The 20,504-nt window shown below is 41.0% G+C and carries 19 protein-coding genes and 1 pseudogene; 12 read left to right on the plus strand and 8 right to left on the minus strand.

Annotated elements, in window-relative coordinates; all coding sequences use genetic code 11:
• Window positions 1-231: 231 nt before the first annotated feature.
• Both Q0E08_RS08465 and Q0E08_RS08470 read right to left on the minus strand, forming a co-directional pair.
• Entirely contained in the window at window positions 232-858 is a 627-nt protein-coding gene (locus tag Q0E08_RS08465) for a hypothetical protein (RefSeq protein ID WP_294778677.1), read from the minus strand.
• An 83-nt stretch (window positions 859-941) separates the two neighbouring features.
• Window positions 942-1,232 carry a hypothetical protein gene (locus Q0E08_RS08470; RefSeq protein WP_294778678.1) on the minus strand — a complete coding sequence of 97 codons (291 nt, stop codon included), beginning with the start codon at window positions 1,230-1,232 and terminating at the stop codon, window positions 942-944.
• Between the two features lie 432 nt (window positions 1,233-1,664).
• Between Q0E08_RS08470 and Q0E08_RS08475 the strand changes: the two genes are divergently transcribed.
• Genes Q0E08_RS08475 through Q0E08_RS08495 form a run of 5 tightly spaced genes read left to right on the plus strand, consistent with a single transcriptional unit; the run spans window position 1,665 to window position 5,678 of the window.
• Window positions 1,665-1,877: a hypothetical protein gene (locus Q0E08_RS08475; RefSeq protein ID WP_294778679.1), complete on the plus strand. Its 213-nt coding sequence runs from the start codon at window positions 1,665-1,667 to the stop codon at window positions 1,875-1,877.
• Complete coding sequence (locus tag Q0E08_RS08480) at window positions 1,861-2,442, plus strand: GtrA family protein (protein WP_294778680.1); 582 nt, start codon at window positions 1,861-1,863, stop codon at window positions 2,440-2,442. Before Q0E08_RS08475 ends, Q0E08_RS08480 begins: the two co-directional genes overlap by 17 nt.
• Entirely contained in the window at window positions 2,369-3,715 is a 1,347-nt protein-coding gene (locus tag Q0E08_RS08485; protein ID WP_294778681.1) for a Cof-type HAD-IIB family hydrolase, read from the plus strand. Before Q0E08_RS08480 ends, Q0E08_RS08485 begins: the two co-directional genes overlap by 74 nt.
• Complete coding sequence (locus Q0E08_RS08490) at window positions 3,712-4,566, plus strand: ComEC/Rec2 family competence protein (protein WP_294778682.1); 855 nt, start codon at window positions 3,712-3,714, stop codon at window positions 4,564-4,566. The genes Q0E08_RS08485 and Q0E08_RS08490 overlap by 4 nt, the downstream gene beginning before the upstream one ends.
• Window positions 4,563-5,678 carry a metallophosphoesterase family protein gene (locus tag Q0E08_RS08495; RefSeq protein WP_294778683.1) on the plus strand — a complete coding sequence of 372 codons (1,116 nt, stop codon included), beginning with the start codon at window positions 4,563-4,565 and terminating at the stop codon, window positions 5,676-5,678. Before Q0E08_RS08490 ends, Q0E08_RS08495 begins: the two co-directional genes overlap by 4 nt.
• 82 nt (window positions 5,679-5,760) lie before the next feature.
• On the opposite strand, the gene Q0E08_RS08500 is transcribed toward Q0E08_RS08495, so the two are convergent.
• The 6 genes from Q0E08_RS08500 to Q0E08_RS08530 are packed head-to-tail and all read right to left on the minus strand — an operon-like array spanning window position 5,761 to window position 11,312.
• A complete protein-coding gene (locus Q0E08_RS08500) occupies window positions 5,761-6,276 on the minus strand; it encodes an S-ribosylhomocysteine lyase (RefSeq protein ID WP_294778684.1) in 516 nt (171 codons plus the stop codon).
• A gap of 1 nt (window position 6,277) precedes the next feature.
• A complete protein-coding gene (locus Q0E08_RS08505; protein WP_294778685.1) occupies window positions 6,278-7,060 on the minus strand; it encodes a putative RNA methyltransferase in 783 nt (260 codons plus the stop codon).
• Window positions 7,060-8,460, minus strand: coding sequence for an aminopeptidase (locus tag Q0E08_RS08510; protein WP_294778686.1), 1,401 nt, complete (start codon window positions 8,458-8,460; stop codon window positions 7,060-7,062). The genes Q0E08_RS08505 and Q0E08_RS08510 overlap by 1 nt, the downstream gene beginning before the upstream one ends.
• Window positions 8,457-10,025 (minus strand): L-threonylcarbamoyladenylate synthase, encoded by a 1,569-nt coding sequence (locus tag Q0E08_RS08900; protein ID WP_367118529.1) that lies wholly within the window; start codon window positions 10,023-10,025, stop codon window positions 8,457-8,459. Before Q0E08_RS08900 ends, Q0E08_RS08510 begins: the two co-directional genes overlap by 4 nt.
• 2 nt (window positions 10,026-10,027) lie before the next feature.
• On the minus strand, window positions 10,028-11,107 hold the full coding sequence (gene prfA, locus Q0E08_RS08525; RefSeq protein ID WP_294778687.1) for a peptide chain release factor 1: 1,080 nt from the start codon (window positions 11,105-11,107) through the stop codon (window positions 10,028-10,030).
• 19 nt (window positions 11,108-11,126) lie between these two features.
• Window positions 11,127-11,312, minus strand: a complete 186-nt coding sequence (locus Q0E08_RS08530; protein WP_294778688.1) for a DUF951 domain-containing protein — start codon at window positions 11,310-11,312, stop codon at window positions 11,127-11,129.
• A gap of 124 nt (window positions 11,313-11,436) precedes the next feature.
• On the opposite strand from Q0E08_RS08530, the gene Q0E08_RS08535 reads away from it, so the two are divergent.
• From Q0E08_RS08535 to Q0E08_RS08565, 7 genes and pseudogenes are all read left to right on the plus strand, one after another.
• Entirely contained in the window at window positions 11,437-12,345 is a 909-nt protein-coding gene (locus tag Q0E08_RS08535; protein ID WP_294778689.1) for a S1 RNA-binding domain-containing protein, read from the plus strand.
• A gap of 118 nt (window positions 12,346-12,463) precedes the next feature.
• Window positions 12,464-14,245, plus strand: coding sequence for a hypothetical protein (locus tag Q0E08_RS08540; protein WP_294778690.1), 1,782 nt, complete (start codon window positions 12,464-12,466; stop codon window positions 14,243-14,245).
• Between the two features lie 434 nt (window positions 14,246-14,679).
• On the plus strand, window positions 14,680-16,212 hold the full coding sequence (locus tag Q0E08_RS08545) for an MFS transporter (protein ID WP_294778691.1): 1,533 nt from the start codon (window positions 14,680-14,682) through the stop codon (window positions 16,210-16,212).
• A 13-nt stretch (window positions 16,213-16,225) separates the two neighbouring features.
• Entirely contained in the window at window positions 16,226-17,209 is a 984-nt protein-coding gene (locus Q0E08_RS08550) for a hypothetical protein (RefSeq protein WP_294778692.1), read from the plus strand.
• A 207-nt stretch (window positions 17,210-17,416) separates the two neighbouring features.
• Window positions 17,417-18,073: pseudogene (gene ftsE, locus Q0E08_RS08555) on the plus strand (cell division ATP-binding protein FtsE); the annotation flags it as partial.
• Between the two features lie 239 nt (window positions 18,074-18,312).
• Entirely contained in the window at window positions 18,313-19,233 is a 921-nt protein-coding gene (ftsX, locus tag Q0E08_RS08560) for a permease-like cell division protein FtsX (RefSeq protein WP_294778693.1), read from the plus strand.
• Entirely contained in the window at window positions 19,223-20,482 is a 1,260-nt protein-coding gene (locus Q0E08_RS08565; RefSeq protein ID WP_294778694.1) for a murein hydrolase activator EnvC, read from the plus strand. The genes ftsX and Q0E08_RS08565 overlap by 11 nt, the downstream gene beginning before the upstream one ends.
• The last annotated feature ends 22 nt before the right edge of the window (window positions 20,483-20,504 follow it).

Below are 20,504 nucleotides of genomic sequence, written 5' to 3' on the forward strand. Positions count from 1 at the left end.
TTTGATATCATATTTCGAATTTTACATTTTTTATAGGGCTCAAATCATTTTTTTATTTTGACATGGCTTTAAGAATATTTTATAAAAGTTTATAGATTATATTAACACAAACTTTCCTAGGGGTGTCTTTTTATTATAACAAAAAGGTAATCGAAACCGCATAAATAAAAGGATTTCACGGTATGATGTACTCTTTGCCGAGAAAAACAGAGAGAATTAAAACAGTGTGATTTAGTATACTTTTTCTATTCTGACTTGTGACGAAATATCATCCAACAATTTGCGGTCCGGTTCTTCAGCCGAAAGGATATATCCGTGCATGCCGCTGCAAACCAAAACAGATTTAATATTGTCAAAAATTAAATATCCGTTGACGATTTCTCTTGCAAACAAAATACTGATTTGTTCAAGTTTAAATTTATCAACAATTTGAACAAATTTGCTCTGATTGCTCTTAACAAATTCAAAATCAAAATCCACATCACTGCTGTTGTGAAAAGGAGAGTTTTTGTCAATAGGCGCTAAAAACTCATAATAAACATAAACATTACTTTTTTCAGACAATATATTAATGAGATTTTTAAAAGCTGATTCTGCGGCATAATACTCTTCTTTGTCAATATCTCCGTCAAGAAACCCCTGAAAGAATATTTCTTTGTATTCTTCTTCGGTTTGATATTTCTCTGCTTCAAAAAAATAACGAATCAAATCGGGATTATATTCATTTTCTATCTCACAACATTCTGTTGGATTTTGAATGTTAAGATAATCCGAGGAATATATATACTCCGCAATATCATCTCCGCTAACATTTTTTTCACTGATATTATTCCAAAAAACATCACTTTGACAAAACACTGCTATCTTCTCCTAACAAATTTGTTTTTTACCAAAACAGGGCTTTTGCCCTAATTATTTAGATAATGTTGAAAAATTTTATATTAAATGAAAAGAGAATTCTTTTTTGAAAAGTTTTGTGTTTCTTTATCATTTGGTTTTAGAGTTATTATTTTTATTTCTTCATCATTAATCAAATATTGGTTTAGCCATTCTACGGTCATTGAAAAAATCTGACTTGGTCCTGAGCAATCATCATAGTTTATTAAACTGTTGTTTGTACCGTCGTTTAGCATATTTATATAATCATTTTTTATTTTTATAAATGAATTTTCTAAACGATTCGGAATTTCAATAATTGCATAAGGGTATTGTATTGATATTAATACTTTCATATTTTGCCTCATAAATAAAATGAATGTGCATTGGTTTTATATTTGTGTACTGTTCCGTCAGTTTGCAAAAGAATAATGCCGTCTTTGGTGTTCTGATACCCGTTTCATCATAAGTATAACTGTATTTGTTATTTGAGTCAACTACACCTTCAAGATTTCTGTCGGTATTTCAAGTGATTTTTTTATTTATCATATCAACAATGCTCTTTGTATTACCCTGATACGAATAATATACAACTAAAATTTTCATAAATACAACCTCCAAAATTCATTTTCTTCATTATATAACTTAAAGTTAACTTCAAGTAAAGGATTATTTTACATACTCTTTACGATATTTGATTTTTGGATTTTACAATCAAGTGTTATTTTGTAGGTAAAGGAAAATAACAAATCAAAAAACAAAATGCAACAATTTAAGGAGGTAAGATTATGAAAACAAAGAATTATTTAATCATTATGGCGAGTATGTTAATCGTGTTTGTTGCAGGATGCTTGGCGGTTGCCGGCACAGTGGGAAAAATCGGAATTGAATGTCTTGTAGGCTACGGACTTTGTTCGATAAGTGCGGCGGTTGCACTTTGCGCAACAATGACACTGCTTGTAACAAGAAAAGAGGAAAAGAAGTATGAAAGAAAATTTTAAAAGATTTATCGAAAAGCATGCAGAAATTTGGAAGTTCATCAAATTTACATTTACGGGTGCAAGCACTTCGGTTTTGGAACTCGGAGTGTTTATGTTCCTGCAATATATAGTGTTCAAATCGCTCAACGAAGCTCCGGTAACAGACAATGCGGTTCTCTCGTTTTTGGGAATTCAATACAAAGGTTATCTTTACTCTTACGCAATTTCGGCAATTATCGGCTATGCCGCTGCTTATGTAATGAACAGAAAGCTGACCTTCAAGGCAGATGCCAACCCTGTTATGTCAACAATTATCTATGCGGTTATGGTTGCGTGCACAATAGCATTTAACACTTGGTTCGGTGCTTTTTTGGGCACGGTAGTTAAAAATCACGGTTGGGACAATGCAATAGTTGAAATGATTACAAAGGTTATTGTAATGACCGTTCCGACAATTTGGACATATCCGTTGAACCGCTTTGTAATCCACAGAAAGAAGAAAGAAACACACAATGACAATGAATCCGACAGCAAAAACACAACCTACCAAAACGAAATCGGAGTTGTGGAAGTTCCTCAAGTTTAATATTTGCGTAATTGTAACATCGGCGCTTGATATACTCAGCTATATGCTTTTGCTGTATGTTGTGTTTAAAAATCAAAACAGCACGCCGCTTCCCGATTCGGCACTTTTGTCGCTTCTCGGAATAAAGTACAAGGGCTATCTGTATTCGTACCTTATTTCAACATCAATCGGCTACATTGCGGCGTATTTGATAAACAGAAAAATAACATTCAAATCAAATGTAAACCCCTTATACAGTTCTGTCTTATATGCGATGCTGGCAGTATTCAACATACTTGTCAGCTCGTATTTGGGCGGAATTTTCGGCACATTTATTACAGCACACAATATGTCCTCACCGATTGTAGAAATTATATCAAAATTCATCATCATAAACATTCCGACAATATGGACTTATCCTTTGGAAAGATATATAATACAAATAAATAAAAAAGAAAGGCAAGTGCAAAAAGTGCCTATGATTATAGCTTCCGACCTTGACGGAACATTGCTGAAAAGCAACACCGATATAAGCGAAGAAAATTTGCGTTCTATTGAGCGACTTGCACAAAAGGGAGCAAAAATTGTTTTGCTTACAGGCAGAACCTTGTATGAAGTGCCCAAAGAATTGCGACTTTGCAAGGGCGTAGAATACATAGTTTTTTCAAACGGTGCGGGAATTTATCACAAGCAAAAAGGTATAATTAAATACCGCACAATTTCAAATGAAAAAGCATACAAAATCTATCGAATTCTGTCTGAATACGAAACATTTATTGAAGTGTACACGGGCGGTGCGCCGTATGTAGACAAAGCAAAGTTTTCGGACAAATCGTTTGAATATTACAAAATCGACAAGGATTTTATTCCCGAGATGTACAAAAGCAGGCGAATTTGCAACAACCTTGACAATTTGATTTTTGACCCGGATTACAAAACAGAAATGTTTGATGTTTTCTTCAAAAATCAAGACGAACGCAAAGCATGCCGGGAAAGATTGCAAAAGGAATTTGATTCTGTTGAAATTACAACCTCGATGACAAACAATCTTGAAATTATGCTAAAGGGCATAAACAAAGGCTCGGCACTCCGTGAACTGTGCGAAATTGCGGGATACAACATAAAAGATGTTACCGTGGTGGGCGACAGCAAAAACGATTTGACCGCATTTAGTACAGAAGCAAGGAAGTACGCCGTATCAAATGCGTGCAACGAAATCAAGGCACTTGCCGATAAAATCATTTGTTCAAATGATGAAAACATTATGTGCTATATTGAAAGGGAAACAATATGAGCAATGCCATTCACTTTTTAAATACAGGTTCCTCGGACTGCATAATCATTGAAAGCAACGGACATTTTGCTATGGTTGACGCAGGCGAAGACACCGAATATCCGGCAAATAAGCCGCACCTCAAATACCCCGGATATGAAGAAATCGTGTGCGATTATCTGCTGAAAAACTGTGCGTCGCCCGACGGCACGGTGACCCTTGATTTTGTGCTTGGCACTCACGCACATTCCGACCATATCGGCGGATTTGACACGGTAATTAATCATCCTAAAATCAAGGTTAAAAAAGCATATTTGAAGCCGTACAAAGCAAAAGATATTTTCATTTACGAGCGGCTCAGCTGGGACAACACCGAGGTTTACGAGCAAATGAAAAACGCTCTTGAAGAAAACAATGTTGAAATTGTCAAAGAATTTGACGGACTCAAGACCACGCTCGGTGATTTTAAAATTACATTTTTAAACGGCAAATACAAAAAGCACATTTTCAAATACGGTGAAAATGTCAACAGCGTTGTAACGCTCCTTGAATGTAACGGCTACCGTTGTGTACTTGCAGGTGACCTCAACAACAAGGTGTTTGACGAATATCGCCTTGCAAAGCAAATCGGCAAAGTTGATATTCTGAAAGTGGGACACCACGGCTACCCGTTTTCTTCAAGCCTAAAGTGGCTGAAAACCCTTGCACCAAAATACAGCGTTGTGTGCAATTTTGAAAAGAAAATCTATCCCCATATCAAGCACAAACTTGTTGATGTGATAAAAACAAAGTTGTTTTGCACGGCAGACCTCAACGGTGTAAAATTTGATTTTGACAACGGGTTAGAACCGACAACGGATATAACAAAATGAATATGAAATTTAACGAAAACGGCAAATTTAAAATAATGCAAATAACCGACATTCAGGAAATTCCGAGCGTATCGCCCGATACCGTTAAGCTACTGAATGCCGCAATATCACAGGAAAAGCCCGACCTTGTTGTGCTGACCGGTGACCAAATAAAAGGCTACGGCACATCATACAAAATCAAAGGCAAAAATGTTTTTGATGCGGTCAGAGATACGCTTGAATTGCTCATAAAGCCTATTGTTGAAGCAAACATTCCCTATGCCGTAACTTTTGGCAATCACGACCGCCAGGTTGGTATTTCAAACACCGAGCAGTTTGAAAAGATATATAAAAAGCTCGGCAACTGCATAGGCGAGCAGGCAAGCGGAATCAACGGCGGCGGAACATACAACATTCCTATTATGTCCTCAGACGGAGAAAGAATTGTAAACAACATTTACCTTTTTGATTCCGGCACAGACGCAAAAGGCGGCGGATACGAACCATTTGACACAAGCATAATCAAATGGTATCAAGCCACACGAGATGAACTGAAAAAAGAAAGCGGCAACTATGTGCCGTCAATAGTTTTTCAGCATATTCCGATGTGTGAATACTACAAGGTTTTGAAGCGTGTCAAAAGCACGGCAAAGGGTGCAATCAGGGCGTTTAGGACTCACAAAAACGAATATTATGTTCTTGGTGACAGTTGCACAAACGGCGGAATTTTTCTTGAGCCCCCGTCAATACCAAACGAGAACACGGGCGAATTTGACGCACTCAATGAACACGGCGATGTTATGGCGGTGTTTGTAGGACACGACCATAAAAACAGCTTTGTGGGAAGATACAAAAACATTGACCTCGGTTTTACTCAATCAAGCGGCTTCAACGCTTACGGCAACCGCAAAAAGCGTGGAGTGAGAATAATCGAACTTGACGAAAGCAAGCCGAATACCTACAGCACCTACACCCGAACATATGACGAACTTGTAGGTGGCAAGCTCCAAAAACCGTTGTTTGATTTTATATCATCAAAAGCACCCGAAACGGTTGATGCCGCAATTCCGCTCATCATCAAAACGCTTTGCATAATCGCAATAGTTATATTTGTAATAATACTTATACTGTAAGAGAATATCAAAAACACCGCAAACTTTAAGTTTACGGTGTTTTCCCTTATTGCTCGGAACAGGCAAGCCTATTCCCTGTATTTTATGAATCGTAAAATGTTTGACCGTGCTCAGTTTGAATACGCTCCTCAACAGGATACTCGAATCCCGGATTATCCTTGAGAATATCGGCAAAAAGCCTTGCTTCGTACTTTGCCATATTCAAATCGTGAAGGATATAGTTGCCGCAGTTTTTCGGATTTGCACCCGGAACCTCGCCCACATAATCCGCACAATATTCAAACGCTCTGATCATCAAAGGCAAAATTTCCTGAGGGGTAGGATGACCCTTTACTATTAAATAACAACCCGTGAGGCAACCCATAGGTCCCCAATAAATGATTCTGTCCTTCCATTCCTCGTCATTGCGAAGAAATGTTGCAACAATATGCTCGATTGTGTGCATAGCGTTTGGGTGAATTGCCGGCTCTGCGTTTGGCTTTTTCATTCTGATGTCAAATGTTGTGGCAAATTCAGTGCCCAAGGTGTCAAGCCTTGATTCGTAAATACCTGGCACAATGCGGTTGTGGTCAACCTGAAAGCTTGGAATTAAGTCCATATTATATCTCCTTTGGTTTATTCTTTCTGTATTTTAATATTACAAATTCAACAGTCAAATCAATGTCGCCCGATGATTTCAGGCGGCTTTTGTTTTGCTCGCTTGTGCGATAAAAATACGGCGTCATGGAAAACAGTTCAAACAAATCCTCGCTTGAAATGTGCACCTTTTCGCTCACCTTTTCACGCTCGGCAAGATACAAACAACTGCTGTCGGGTGCTTTTTCGTCATTTTTGTACGGAACATCATACAAAAGCTCTTTCATCTCAATCAAGTGATTTTCACCCGGAATAACGCTGTACAAATTGCCGTCATCCTTTAAAATTCTTGCAAACTCTCTGTCGTTAAACGGAGCGAAAAGATGAACCGCCGTGTCTATGCTTTTGTCATCAATCGGGATTTGCGAAAGATTGGCAACAAAATATTTGCCGCTTTTGTTACTCTTTGCGGCAAGGCGAACCATCTCCTTGCTTATGTCAAAGCCGTAAAGTTCACCGTCATATGTATCGTAATATCCCTCACCGCAACAAATATCAAGAACCGTGCCCTGCATTTTTTTGCCTATGGCATTTTTGAGCACATCATAGTAGCCCTTAGCCAAAAAATTATGCCTTGCGTGTGCGGACTCCTTGCTGTCGCCTTTTTTGTCGCCGCTTTTGTTGGTGAGAAGCAGGTTAACATACCCCTCCCTTGAAAAATCAAAGGAGTGGTTGTTAATACATCTCAGACTGTTGCCGTCAATATTCAGTTTTTCCCTGCATTTTGGGCAAACAATAATACTCATTACTTTGTAAAGAAGGTCAAAAATGCCTTGTAAGCCATATAAACATCAACCTTTGCAACAATCTCATAAGGAGAGTGCATTGAAAGAACAGGCACACCTACATCAATGGTGTCTACATCCATATTGGCAATATACATTGCAACGGTTCCGCCGCCGCCTGCGTCTACCTTGCCAAGTTCGCCCGTCTGCCACAAAACATGATTTTCTTCAAGAAGGGTTTTAACCCAGCTTACATATTCCGCACTTGCATCAGATGTTCCGCTCTTGCCTCTTGCACCCGTAAACTTTGTTACGCAAACGCCGTTGTTGAGAAAACTTGAATTGTTCTTTTCAAACGGAGTTGACCATGTTGGGTCGTAAGCAGCATTTACATCGGCACTGAGGCACTTTGAATTGCGAAGAACATCTCTGCCCTCGTAGCCCTCAAGTCTTGCCAAATCTTCAATAAAATATTTGAGATACGAAGAGTTAAGACCTGTGTTGCCGTCCGAACCTGTTTCTTCTTTATCTGTAAGAACTGTGATTGCCGTGTATTCGGGTGCTTCATCAATATTGAGAATAGCCTGAAGTGCAGGATATGAGCAAACACGGTCATCATGGCCGTAACCGCCTACCATACTTCTGTCAAAGCCGATGTCATCAACAGTAAATGCAGGTACAAGTTCAAGCTCTGCCGAAAGAAAATCACGCTCTACAATGCCGTACTTTTCATAAAGGAGTGAAAGAATGTTAAGTTTAATTTTCTCGCTTTCCTCATCATCCTTAAACGGACGGGAGCCGATAACAACATTGAGTTCTTCGCCCTTTACAAGTTCGTTTGCCTTGCGTGACATTTGGTCTGCGCCGAGGTGAGGAAGAATATCGGTAATGCAAAACTTAGGCTCGCCAGGTTCTTCACCGATGCGAACATCAACAAATGTGCCGTCATTTTTACAAATTCTGCCGTGGAGAGAAAGCGGAATAGCTGTCCACTGATATTTTTTAATACCGCCGTAATAGTGAGTTTTGAAATATCCCAAGCCCTCCTGCTCGTAAACAGGGCATTGTTTGAGGTCAAGGCGTGGTGAATCGATGTGAGCGGCGGAAATTCTTACGCCATCCTTGATGCTTCTTTTACCCTTTACGCAAAGAATAATCGACTTGCCTCTGTTCATATAGTAAACTTTTGCACCCGGTTCAAGAGTGTCGCCGAACTCGTCAAATTTTTGGAAGCCGTTTGCCTGTGCCAAATCCTCAACCCAAGCGGCAACTTCTCTTTCTGTTTTGCAGGTAGACAAAAATTCCTTGTATCCCTCGCAAAAATCATCACATTCTTTGAGTTCGTCATCTGTCATAAAATCAATGCCGCACTCTTTTTTGTTGAAAAGCATATCTTTTAACTGCTTTGTCTTTTCACTCATAAGATTACCTCCAAAATGTTATCAGTCTGAGCGGCGATCTCCTCGCCGTTGTTGTAAATTATATAATCGCAATTATCGATAAAATAATCGTTGTCAAACTGTGCAGACATACGAAGTTTTGCCTGCTGCTCGGTTATATTATCCCTTGCAATAATACGCTTTATTCTCACATCTTCATCGGCAAGCACACCGATTACCTTGTAGCAATCATTTTGCATATTCGCTTCAAAAAGCTGAGAAGCGTCAAGCACGGTCAAGCCCTGTGCTTCTTCTTTGCATTTTTCGGCTATTGCAGGATGAAGAATTGAATTGAGTTTTTTTGTGTGCTCTTTTGTATCAAACGCCCTTGAAGCAAGAAGTTTGCGATCAAGCTCGCCGTTTTTAACAACATCCTCGCCGAATTCATTTGCAAGTTCTGCCAAAATCGGGGCATTCTTTGCAGTCAGTTCGTGTGCGATTTTGTCGCAGTCAATTATCTTAAAGCCTTTTTGCCTGAAAATTTCGCAAACATAACTTTTGCCTGCTCCCGTAGGACCTGTAAGCCCCACGGTAAACGGCTTTGTCAAATCGATAATATCAAAAGCCGCCGCACGGATAAGCCTGTTATAAACCGCCATACCCACGCCGTCTTTATGCGGAATTCGGGCATAAACCTTTTTTGCACCCATTTCGTCAAGTTCACGGAGTGCATCAAAAAGTTCCTTTGCCTGGCTCAAATCGTCATTTTCTCTGCCGAATGTTACCTTTGGAATTGTCACATCATCATCATCAAAACACAGTGCAAAAGCACCTTTTTGAGCGTTAACAAATTCCTCATATTCCTTTTTGTCGGCATTGACGATAACCACCTTTGCCTTTGGTGCATAATGCTTGTACTTCATACCCGGTGAAGCGGCAACCTCGTCGTTTTTCATACCCTCAAGCACTGCCGGGGCAACCGTGATTTCACCGATAACGGCTTCTATCATTTCTTTTGTAACAGCACCCGGACGGAGAAGTGTAGGAACATCGGTTGCAAGAGTGATAACCGTACTTTCAACGCCGAACTCACAATCGCCGCCGTCAATAATTCCGTCAATCTTGCCCATCATATCGTCAATTACGTACTTAACCCTTGTAGGTGACGGCAAACCCGAAGTGTTTGCACTCGGTGCGGCAATCGGGCAACCGCTCGCCTTAATCAACTTGCGTGCAATCTCATTTTTCGGCATACGCACGGCAACGGTGTCAAGTCCGCCGCTGACAACCTTGCCCACCTTGTCCGACTTATTCAAAATAATTGTAAGCGGAGCCGGGAAAAATGCGTCAATAAGTGCCTTTGCCTTTGGCGTCACCTCTTTCACAAGAGGCACAATATCCTCTTTTTCGGCAATATGAACTATCAGCGGATTATCCGACGGTCTACCCTTTGCAAGGTAGATGTTACGCACCGCTTCTTCATTGAGTGCATTTGCACCCAATCCGTACACCGTTTCGGTAGGAAAAGCAACCAGCTTACCCTCGGCTATCATTTTGCCTGCCTCGGCAATGTCATATTCACTTGTGCCGAACAGTTTTGTTTCCATCGTTATTCTTCTCCCTGTGAAGCCTTTAGTTTTTCGGCTGTGTCCGCTGTGATAAGTGCATCAATAAGCTCATCCATATCGCCGTTGAGAATCTGCTCAAGTTTGTAAAGCGTAAGATTTATTCTGTGGTCGGTAACTCTACCCTGCGGATAGTTGTAGGTTCTGATACGCTCGCTTCTGTCACCCGTACCGACCTGTGCCTTGCGTTCGCCTGCAATTTCGGCATCCTGCTTTGCACGCTCTGCGTCAAGAAGTCTTGCACGGAGTACAAGAAGTGCCTTTTCCTTGTTTTGGTGCTGTGAACGCTGGTCCTGACATTCCACAACCGTACCCGTTGGAATGTGTGTAACTCTGATAGCAGACGAAGTTTTGTTGATATGCTGACCGCCCGCACCCGAAGCACGGAATGTATCTATCTGCAAGTCCTTATCCAAAATTTCAAAATCGACCTCTTCTGCCTCCGGCAAAACGGCAACCGTAGTTGTGGAAGTGTGAATTCTGCCCTGGCTTTCGGTTTCCGGCACACGCTGAACACGGTGAACGCCCGATTCAAACTTAAATCTTGAATACGCACCGTCACCCGTAATGCTGAAGCTGATTTCCTTGTATCCGCCGAGTCCTGTTTCGCTTGCCGAAAGCACCTCGGTTTTGAATCCCTTTGATTCCGCATACATCGAATACATACGATAAAGAACACCTGCAAAAAGGGCACTTTCCTCACCGCCTGCACCGCCGCGGATTTCAACAATAACATTCTTGTCATCGTTAGGATCACGAGGAAGAAGAAGCACCTTGAGTTCTTCGCCGAGTCGCTCCATATCTTCCCTGCTGCTCTCAAACTCTTCCTTTACCATAGCGGCAAAATCATCATCAAGCGAGCTGTCGCCGAGCATTTCACGGCTTTCCTCATTGGCAGCCTTTGCGTTTTTGTATTCTCTGAATTTTTCCACAATCGGAGTTAAATGTTTGAGTTCCTTCATCAAAGCCGTGTAGCGTTCCATATCCGCCACAACCTCGCTTTGACAAACAAGCTCGTTTATTTCTTCATATCTCTTTTCTACTTCTTCAAGTTTATCAAACATTCTGTATCCTCACTGAAAATTATTCTTCGCTTCGGCTGACGGAGCGAATATTTTTTTCTATCTTGCTCCTTGCCACGGTAACAACATGGTCACAGCCGAGGCATTTAATTTTAAAGTCCGCACCGATACGCAAAACTTCAAATTCCTTACTGCCGCACGGATGCGGTTTTTTAACCGTCAAAATATCGCCGACCCGAATATCCACTGTATCACCACATTCTTAATATTATTTAACTAAAATATTATAACACTATTTTATGCCTTTATCAATAACATATTTTGTGCCCGTCCGTCATAAAATTGAATACTAAAGAAAAGGAAGGGTTACAATGAATTATTATCCGGAAGGTATAAATTTTACAGACAAAAAATTTACATCAATCGACGAAATCAAAGAAGCAATCGCAAACGGCGACATCATCGAAAGCAAGGTTTTGCTGTGCGACAAGGAGCACAATCTGCACATTGATTTGGGCGTTATGAGCGGCATTATTCCAAGATGTGAGGGTGCTCTCGGAATTGAAGAAGAAACCGTGCGTGACATTGCCCTGATAAGCAAGGTAAACAAGCCCGTAGCCTTTAAAATAGCGGCAATCAAGCAAGATGAGTTTGGCAACGATTACGCTCTTTTGTCACGCAGAATCGTTCAGCTTGAATGTATGCGTGACTACATATCCAAACTTGAATGCGGCGACATCATCACGGCAAAAGTGACTCACCTTGAAAAGTTCGGTGCATTCATCGACATAGGTGCAGGGCTCAACTCTTTGATACCTATTGATATGCTGTCGGTGTCAAGAATCAACCATCCGAGAGAGCGTGTTTACATAGGTCAAATTATACAGGTTGTATTAAGGAAAAAGGAAGAACACAAAATGACATTTTCGCTCAAAGAACTTCTCGGCACTTGGGAAGAAAATGCGGCAATGTTCAGCGTGGGCGAAACCGTAACGGGAATTGTCAGAAGCATAGAAAGCTACGGTGTTTTTGTGGAACTTACCCCTAACCTTGCAGGACTTGCCGAACCTTGCAAAAATCTTGAACCGGGTCAAAAAGTATCTGTATTTATCAAATCCGTTTTGCCCGACAAAATGAAAGTTAAGCTTGTTATTGTGGAAGCGTTTAACGATTTTGCCCTGCCGGGCGAACTTGAATATTTTATCAAAGACGGCAGTATATCGCATTGGAAATATTCTCCCGACAACGCCGTAAAGCTGATTGAAACAAGGTTTGTGTAAAATTCTGTCAAAATAACTTGCAAAATAAATGATATTGCAAAACATAATTATTTATGATAGTATGTAAAATAGATTTATATACTTTAAATAAAGGTGATAAAAGCGAGGAGGTGAGATTATGCGAAAAAAGAGATACAATTACTTTGAGGACGACCTTGACGAACAGGAACTTCAGGAAGAAATCCAAGAGCTTGTGGATGATTTTACCCAAACGCAAGAGCAAGAAACAACGGTGATTGAACACACGCCAAAAAAGAAATCGGTTATTCATAAAATATTAGGCTTTTTCAAATCCGTTTTCTTAGGTCTTGTGCTTTTGGTAACAAATACATACAAAAGCATCAAAAGAGATATTGACGATACTGCCGAAGAAGCAAAGGTTGAGGAACTCAAAGAAGAATACAAACAGGAACTTGAAGCCGACGGTGAAAGCCCAAGTGAGGCACAGCGTGAAGCGGAACTTATATATGCCAAAGAAGAAGATGAAATACTCCAAAGACGCACAATGTCACCTTGGCTCAGAGCAATACTTGTATTTATAATTACCGTAGCAATTATAGTCGCAATAATCGTCACCGCCGTTATGAACTCGGCAAATGCCGTAAATTCAAGGCACAGTGAGTTTGAAAAAGACGCAACAAAAATTTGCACCGAATACACCGAAAAATACGGAATAGCCAATTACAAATATATGAGCGAATACGATGTAAAAGGCTATATGCTCACGGGTCTTTGCATTGTAAGAGAGATTGATTTTGACAACAACGGCAAATCGGAACTTCTCCTCTGCTACAACGATAATGACGAATATTACGAGGAAGTTTGGGGCTACAAGGGCAGTGAATTCAAACTGTTATATCACAAAAAAGTGCCGCAAAGTACAAACAGAAACGATGATGTTTGGGTGAGCATTTACTCAAACAACAACACATTTTACCTTGCCGAGCACGGCAAAAACGACCCGTCAAAAGTTACTCTTCTTAAACTGTCGGGCGGCGAGTTCAAGAAAAAATCAACCGCCGTATATAACACGGAAAAGTTTTCTTTTGCAATAAAATCACGCAATGTTACCGACAATTTTGAACGCATAAAATTTGCCGTTTTGCGTGAAAGTGCGGCTTCAAGCACGGTTGACAGAACGCTGAACGCAACGGATTCTTACACAGAAAAAGCGACAAACAAAGCTGTTAAAAGCACCGACACGGCAAACTCCGCATACTATGAGCTTGTAAAGGATTACACGGCAAAATACGGAGAAGCAAAGCTTGAATCAAGCAGTAAAATGCCTTATATCAGCGGTCTTGCGGGAGTTAATCTTGTTGACTTTGACGGTGACGGTCAAGACGAACTTATGCTCATTTACCGCAAAACGGTCAGCGAGCGTGACGAGGATTATGAAGGCAACTATGTATCGGTTGAAAAAGAAAAATATTACTGCGACATCTATATGTGGAACGGTCACAATGCCATGCAGGTTTATCAGGATGACGGCATAAGCAATTTTGAAAATGATGACGACAGTGCCTACTACATTCTCAAAAAAGACGGCAACAGATATTTTTACTGTGCAAACAAATTCAATACCGACAGTAACGGCAGAAGCACATCGGCAACATCAAAAATGATGCGGTTCACCGGCGAAAAATTCGAGCAACAATTTAAGGCAGGCTGTGAAACCGAGTACGGTTACACAAAATATTACATCGACAACGAGCGTGAATACAAAAACTCATTTGCCGAAAACGGCGGATACACCGTTCCGTTTTTTGACGGCAGTGAAGATTTTGACAACGCCAAATGGAATGTATGTTTTATGCAGGGTGAAAAAAATTGGGAAAGCAACATCAAGTTGCAACTTGAAAAGACAAAAGACACAATCAAGACGCTGCAAACAAAATAACAACCGTCAAACTCCCCTTTTCAAAAAAGCGGGAGTTTTTGTTTTATGCCACAGACCGTTGAGAAAGGTTCTGAATTTCGTTTTCTTGCGAAGGAAGATGTACGATGGTACCTCGACTGAGCAAAAAACGAAAAACGCCAAAAGTGCCGCAAATTCGATGTTTGTGGCACTTTTACAATCCCTCCGTCAACACTTTGTGTTGCCACCGTCTCACCTGCCGGTTCGGTCAGTGCTTCTGCATTAAAATGCAGAGGTCTCCACAGGAGACCCGCACCCTTTACACAAGGGAGGCATTAAGCGGTTAATTTGTTTTATTGGCGTGGTTCAGGGGCTTTATCGACAGTCTGTTTATAAACTTTTTGTAAAATTGTTGTAAATTATTATCTGTAGTGCTATAATACATTCGATTATTTTTATTTTAAAGGAGTTTTCTTATGGCTAAGAAAAAAGGTGCTGTTGCGGAAAAAACCGGAACAGCCGCAAAAAAGTACATGAAGCCATCTGAGATTGCCACCTTCGGTATCGGACTGTTCGGCGTTGCATTGCTGACCGGATGGATGCCCGATTACACAATGACATTCTTTGCTGACTTCGCATTTAAAGGCAAGGGCTTTGACTCCGCTCAGCTTGCCAACATCATCTCGCTTGTATTCGGTATTGCCGGTATTGTCGGTGCCGTATGCGAACTTGTAATCGGTGTTTTGGTTGACAGAACAAGAACACCGCTCGGTAAGGTTAAGCCTTGGGTAGGCTTCGGCGCTATTCCGCTTGCCATCATCTCAATGCTCGTATTTGTTGCACCTAACACATCATCGTTTACCGTTGCAACAATATGGATGTTTGTTATCTATTCACTTTACACAGCGATTTCCTGTGCGGTAGAGTCACCGTCAAACTGCTTCGGTGCTCTTTGCTCGCCTAACCCGAGTGAGCGTTCAACCGCTATTTCAATCGCTTCATTTCTCCGTTCGGTAGGTCAATCCGGCGGTCAGGTAGTAATCATCGTTGTGCCGCTTATTATGAAGGCACTTATGGGTCAACAACAGTACAAAAATGCCGAGGGTCAGGGTCTTGACCTCATCATTTCAACAGCTGTTTGTGCACTCGGTATGATTATTTTTGTAATGATTTTCTTTGCAAACAACAAAGAGCGTGTACCTTACACAAGCGAAAAAGTATCGCTTGCGGAATCCATCAAGCTTGTTTTCACAAACAAAAACCTGCTTATGGTTTCTCTTACAAAACTCTTCGGCTTCGGCAGAGGCGTTTACGGTACGGTATCACTTTACATAGCTGTTTATCTCCTCGGTTCAAAAGGTCTTAAACTTGCACTTATGCTCCCTATGGGTATCGGTACCGCAGTAGGTACACTCCTTGTAAACTTTGTACTCAAAAAGTTCTCAACAAAGCAGACATACATCATCTTCTGCGTTTACGGTGCGTCTGCAATGGCAATTTTGTACCTTGTATCAAAGGGTGTAGGTTTCAACAGCAACCTCATCATTCCGTTCCTCATCCTCAACTTCTTCTGCGGCATTCAGCACGGTAACACAAACACCACTCCAAACATTATGATTGCCGACTGTATTGACGAAATGGAATACAAAACAGGCAAGCGTCAGGAAGGTCTTGCATACGCAGGCTACGGTCTTTTCTCAAAAATTGCATCGGCAGGTACAAAATGGCTTGCTCCGGTTCTCGTTTATTCATGGTCGGGCTACCAATTCTCAACAAGCCAAAATGTTGCATATGCCGCACAATCGGACGAGGTTCTTACAAAGTTCCTTGCAATTTATACGGTTATCCCTGCTATCTTTGTAATTCTTCAGTTCATCCCTGTTCTTTTCTACGATATGGTAGGCGAGAAGAAGGAAAGAATTACTGCCGCACTCCTTGAAAAGAGAGCAAAGGAAGAAGCAGAAAAAGCAGAAGCAGCCGAAGAAGTTTCGGTTGAAGCTGCGGAATAAGGAGGGAATTGCTATGACAGAATCAAAAAAAGGCTTTAAAGCAGGACTTTACGGCGTAATTGCAGGTGTTCTTGTTGCCGCAATTCTCGTTGGTTTAACTGTTTTTGCATTTACCACCAGATACAATGCGTTTTCACCTGAAAAGGTTGCTCAATCATATGCCGATACCGTTGTTCAAACAGGTGACGGCTACAACGCACTCAAAGTTTCGTTGGTATCAAAAAATCAAAAGTTCGGCAACTTTGTAATCAACGCTTATATGGCTCCTTATGTAAACGATAATGATGGCAAGAAAAAGGGCGAAAAGAAAGTTGAGCAAAACAAGGCAATCGGTACAGGCAGCAAGGAAGAAACAGAACTTCTTGACACCATCTACAACACAATGTACGATTACTATGACGAACTTATAAAAACAGTCGGACTTCAAAATTATGATGAGTTTTACAGTGCATATTTTGCAAAGCTCAAAGAAGTCAGAGTGGCTGTTCTTCAAGACGATTATATGGACACAGAATTTATGTTCAGCGTTTTTGAATCCAATGTTCAAACCTATGCCGACAAGCTAACCGGTACTGAAGAAAAGCTTGCAGCCGATGAAAAGACTGTTCTTCAAAAAGCTTCAACCGGTATTTATCAAGAACTTTACGGCAAGGACTACAAGCTCACAACAACCGTAACCGACACAAAGGAATTGTCTGCCGATGAAGTTAAAGCTTATGCCAAAGGCTACAAGGACAGAGTTGTTCCTATCATCCAAAAGGGCGAAACGCTTGCAGACACGCTTGACGAAAAGAAGTCCGAAGCAATGAAGTCTGCATTTAACAACCTCAATGTTGCAGACAGCATTGAAGCTGTTGACGAGTGCACAGTTGAGGTTAAAAACCAAAAGGACGAAGTTGTTGCAACAACAACCGTTTATGTTGTCAGAATCGGCAACAGCTGGTATGTTGACAATTCAAACACAGACACAACTTCACTTTATATCACAAAAGCATAATGTAATTTTTAAGAGGACGGATATTCTTCGTCCTCTTATTTTTTGGTAATTGTTTACAAATCTGTTACAATTTTTACAAAATAATAACATAAAACACTTGATATTTAATCGTAATTGTTATATTATATATTTAATTATTGGGTAAAACCGCATATAACGATTTTTATTACTTAATATAACAAACACGAAAAGTTAGGAGTGAGAGCTGTGATAGAATTCAGAGATGTTACAAAAATCTACGGCAGCAACGATACTCACGCCCTTGAAAATGTAAACATCAAAATCGAGGACGGAGAGTTTGTATTTATCGTCGGCTCATCGGGTGCAGGTAAAAGTACATTTTTAAAACTTATCATGCACGAAGAAAAACCGACATCCGGCGAAGTTATTGTAAACGGCTACGCATCAACAAAGATGAAAAAACGCCAAGTGCCTTATTACAGAAGAACAATGGGTATAGTTTTCCAAGACTTCAGAATTATACCTAAAATGAGCGTGTACGACAATGTTGCATTTGCAATGCGTGTTATCGGCACAAAAGAAAAGGATATAAGAAAAAGAGTACCTTACATTCTTCAGCTTGTAGGCCTCAGCCAAAAGGCACGCTCTATGCCAAACGAACTTTCGGGCGGCGAGCAACAGAGAGTTTCGCTTGCAAGAGCACTTGTTAACAATCCGGACCTCATCATTGCGGACGAGCCTACCGGTAACGTTGACCCTGAGATGAGCCACGAAATCGTTGAGTTGCTTACAAAAATCAACAACAACGGCACAACGGTTGTAATGGTTACTCACGAGCACGATCTTGTGCGTACATTCCAACGCCGAGTTATCGTTATCCAAAAAGGCAAGGTTGTATCCGATACACCTGACCCAACCTTTGCAAAATTCAAGACCAAAGAAACAAAGAAAGAAAACGATATGTTCTATTTTGAGCAGGATGTCAAGAATGAAAATTTGACAGAAGTTTTTGAAGATTTGGAAGAAAATAACGCAGAGCCGCAAATCTCACAAAGCAAAAAAGAAAGCATCGGCTCCATTGCAGAGGAGCCATCCGAGGACACGGTTGACCTCAACGAATTGGCACAGGGAGGTGAGCAGTAATGTCGGGAGCAAGTTTCAGATACCTTGTAAAAGAGGGCTTTCGTAACACCTGGACAAACCGTATGATGTCGGTTGCATCAATTTGCGTATTGCTCAGCTGTTTGGTGCTCATCGGTTCGGCATCCATGATATTTTTGAACATCAACTCGCTTGTTCAAAAAATCGAAGACGAAAATGTAATCATGGTGTATATTGACGACAAGGCAACAGATGCCGATATTGACGAAATGGGCATTAAGCTCAACAAAATCAACAATGTACAAAAAATCGAATTTGTTGCCAAGGAAGACGCTTGGGCAGAACAGATTGCCACAATGGATGACGCACAGGCAGAATTTTTTACCGAAACAACGGATGAAATTCCTCTTCCGGACGCATACAAAGTTACGGTTAAGGACTTAACAAAATTCTCGGATACGGTTAAAAAAATCAAAAAGCTTGACCATATCTACACAGTAAGACAAAACACCGACCTTGCAAAGAAGCTTGCAAAACTTTCAAACGGTATAAGTATTATATCTATAGTAATTATCGCAGTGCTGTTTGCAATTTCGTTGTTCATTATTTCAAACACAATCAAACTCACAGTATACTCACGCCGACTTGAAATCAGCATTATGAAATCTGTCGGTGCAACAAACAGCTTTGTTCAGCTTCCGTTTGTTGTTGAAGGTATTATCCTCGGCGTTGTGGCAGGTGCTCTGTCGCTGTTCGCCGTTTGGGGAATATACGAGCTTGCCATCAGCCGATTCGGCGATATATTCAACTCAATAGGATTGGTTCCGCTCAACTTTGTTGATTACGCATTGCCTATGCTCGGCATATTCGTTGCAATAGGTATTGTCAGCGGTGTCGGCGGCTCGCTCATCACTATGAGAAAATATCTTACAAAGGAAGGCAGTGAGATAAGTGCAGTTTAAATTTAAAAAATTAATTTCCGTTATTTTGTCATTTACATTTGCTTTCAGTATCCTCGGAGGAACTTCAACATCATATGCCGCAAGTACCTCCGCTTTGCGTGACAAAAAACAGAAAATCCAAAATCAGATTGACGCTGCTCAATCAAAAATCAACAAACTTTCGGGTCAAAAAAAGGATACCGAGGAGTACATATCCGCACTTGATACCAAAATTCAGGCACTCAAGGATAAGATAAGCACCCTTAAATCCGAAGCAAACGATTTGCAAAACAACATTGACACCGTAAAAGGCAAAATTTCAGACACGGCAAACCAAATCAACAAAATCCAAGCCGAAATTGATGCAAAGCAGGCTGAATTTGACAAAACATTTGACGAATATTGCCAAAGACTCCGTGCAATGTATGTATCGGGTCACGCAAGCAACCTTGAAGTTTTGCTTACAAGCAGCGACATAAGTTCGATTCTCACCCGTTCGGAAATGATTAAATCGGTATCCAAAAAGGACAGCGACACGCTTAACGCCCTTATGGACAAAATGAACGAGATAGAAAAAGACAAAGCCGATTTGGAAAAGAAACGAATCGACCTCAAAAAAGACAAAGAAAAGCTCCAAACTCAAAAGAGCAAACTTGACGAAAACATCAAAACCGTAAACGCATCAAAGACCGAGCTTGACAAAGAAGTAAGCGAAGCGAATGCCATGATGCGTAAGCTCAACAGCCAAACAGCCGAATATCAGGAAAGCATTTCGGACAACGAGGACGAAATCGCAAAAATCGAAGCGCAAATTGCGGCTGAAATCCGCAAGGCTCAGGCATCTTCATCGGTTAACACGGGTTCAAGCAGCGGTTCATACGGCAGCGGTGCTTACAGCGGAACTCTCGGTTATCCGACAAGTTCTCGCAGAGTATCGGCAGGCTACCCTAACTATTCAAGCGGCAGATACCACGGCGGCGTTGACTTCCCTGTTCCATCGGGTTCATCTGTTTATGCTGCTGCATCCGGCACGGTAATCATTGCCAAAAACCTCAATTACAGCTACGGTCACTACCTTGTAATTGACCACGGCAACGGACTTTCAACCCTTTATGCACACAACACCACACTTCTTGTAGGTGTAGGCTCACATGTAACAAAAGGTCAGGTTATCGCACGAAGCGGTTCAACCGGCAACTCAACAGGTCCGCACTGTCACTTTGAGGTGCGTGTAAACGGTACAAGAGTTAATCCATTTAACTATTTATAACAGACTGTCGATAAAGCCCCTG

Source organism: uncultured Eubacterium sp., from assembly GCF_934561735.1.
In the GTDB taxonomy this organism is placed as follows: domain Bacteria; phylum Bacillota; class Clostridia; order Oscillospirales; family Acutalibacteraceae; genus Eubacterium_R.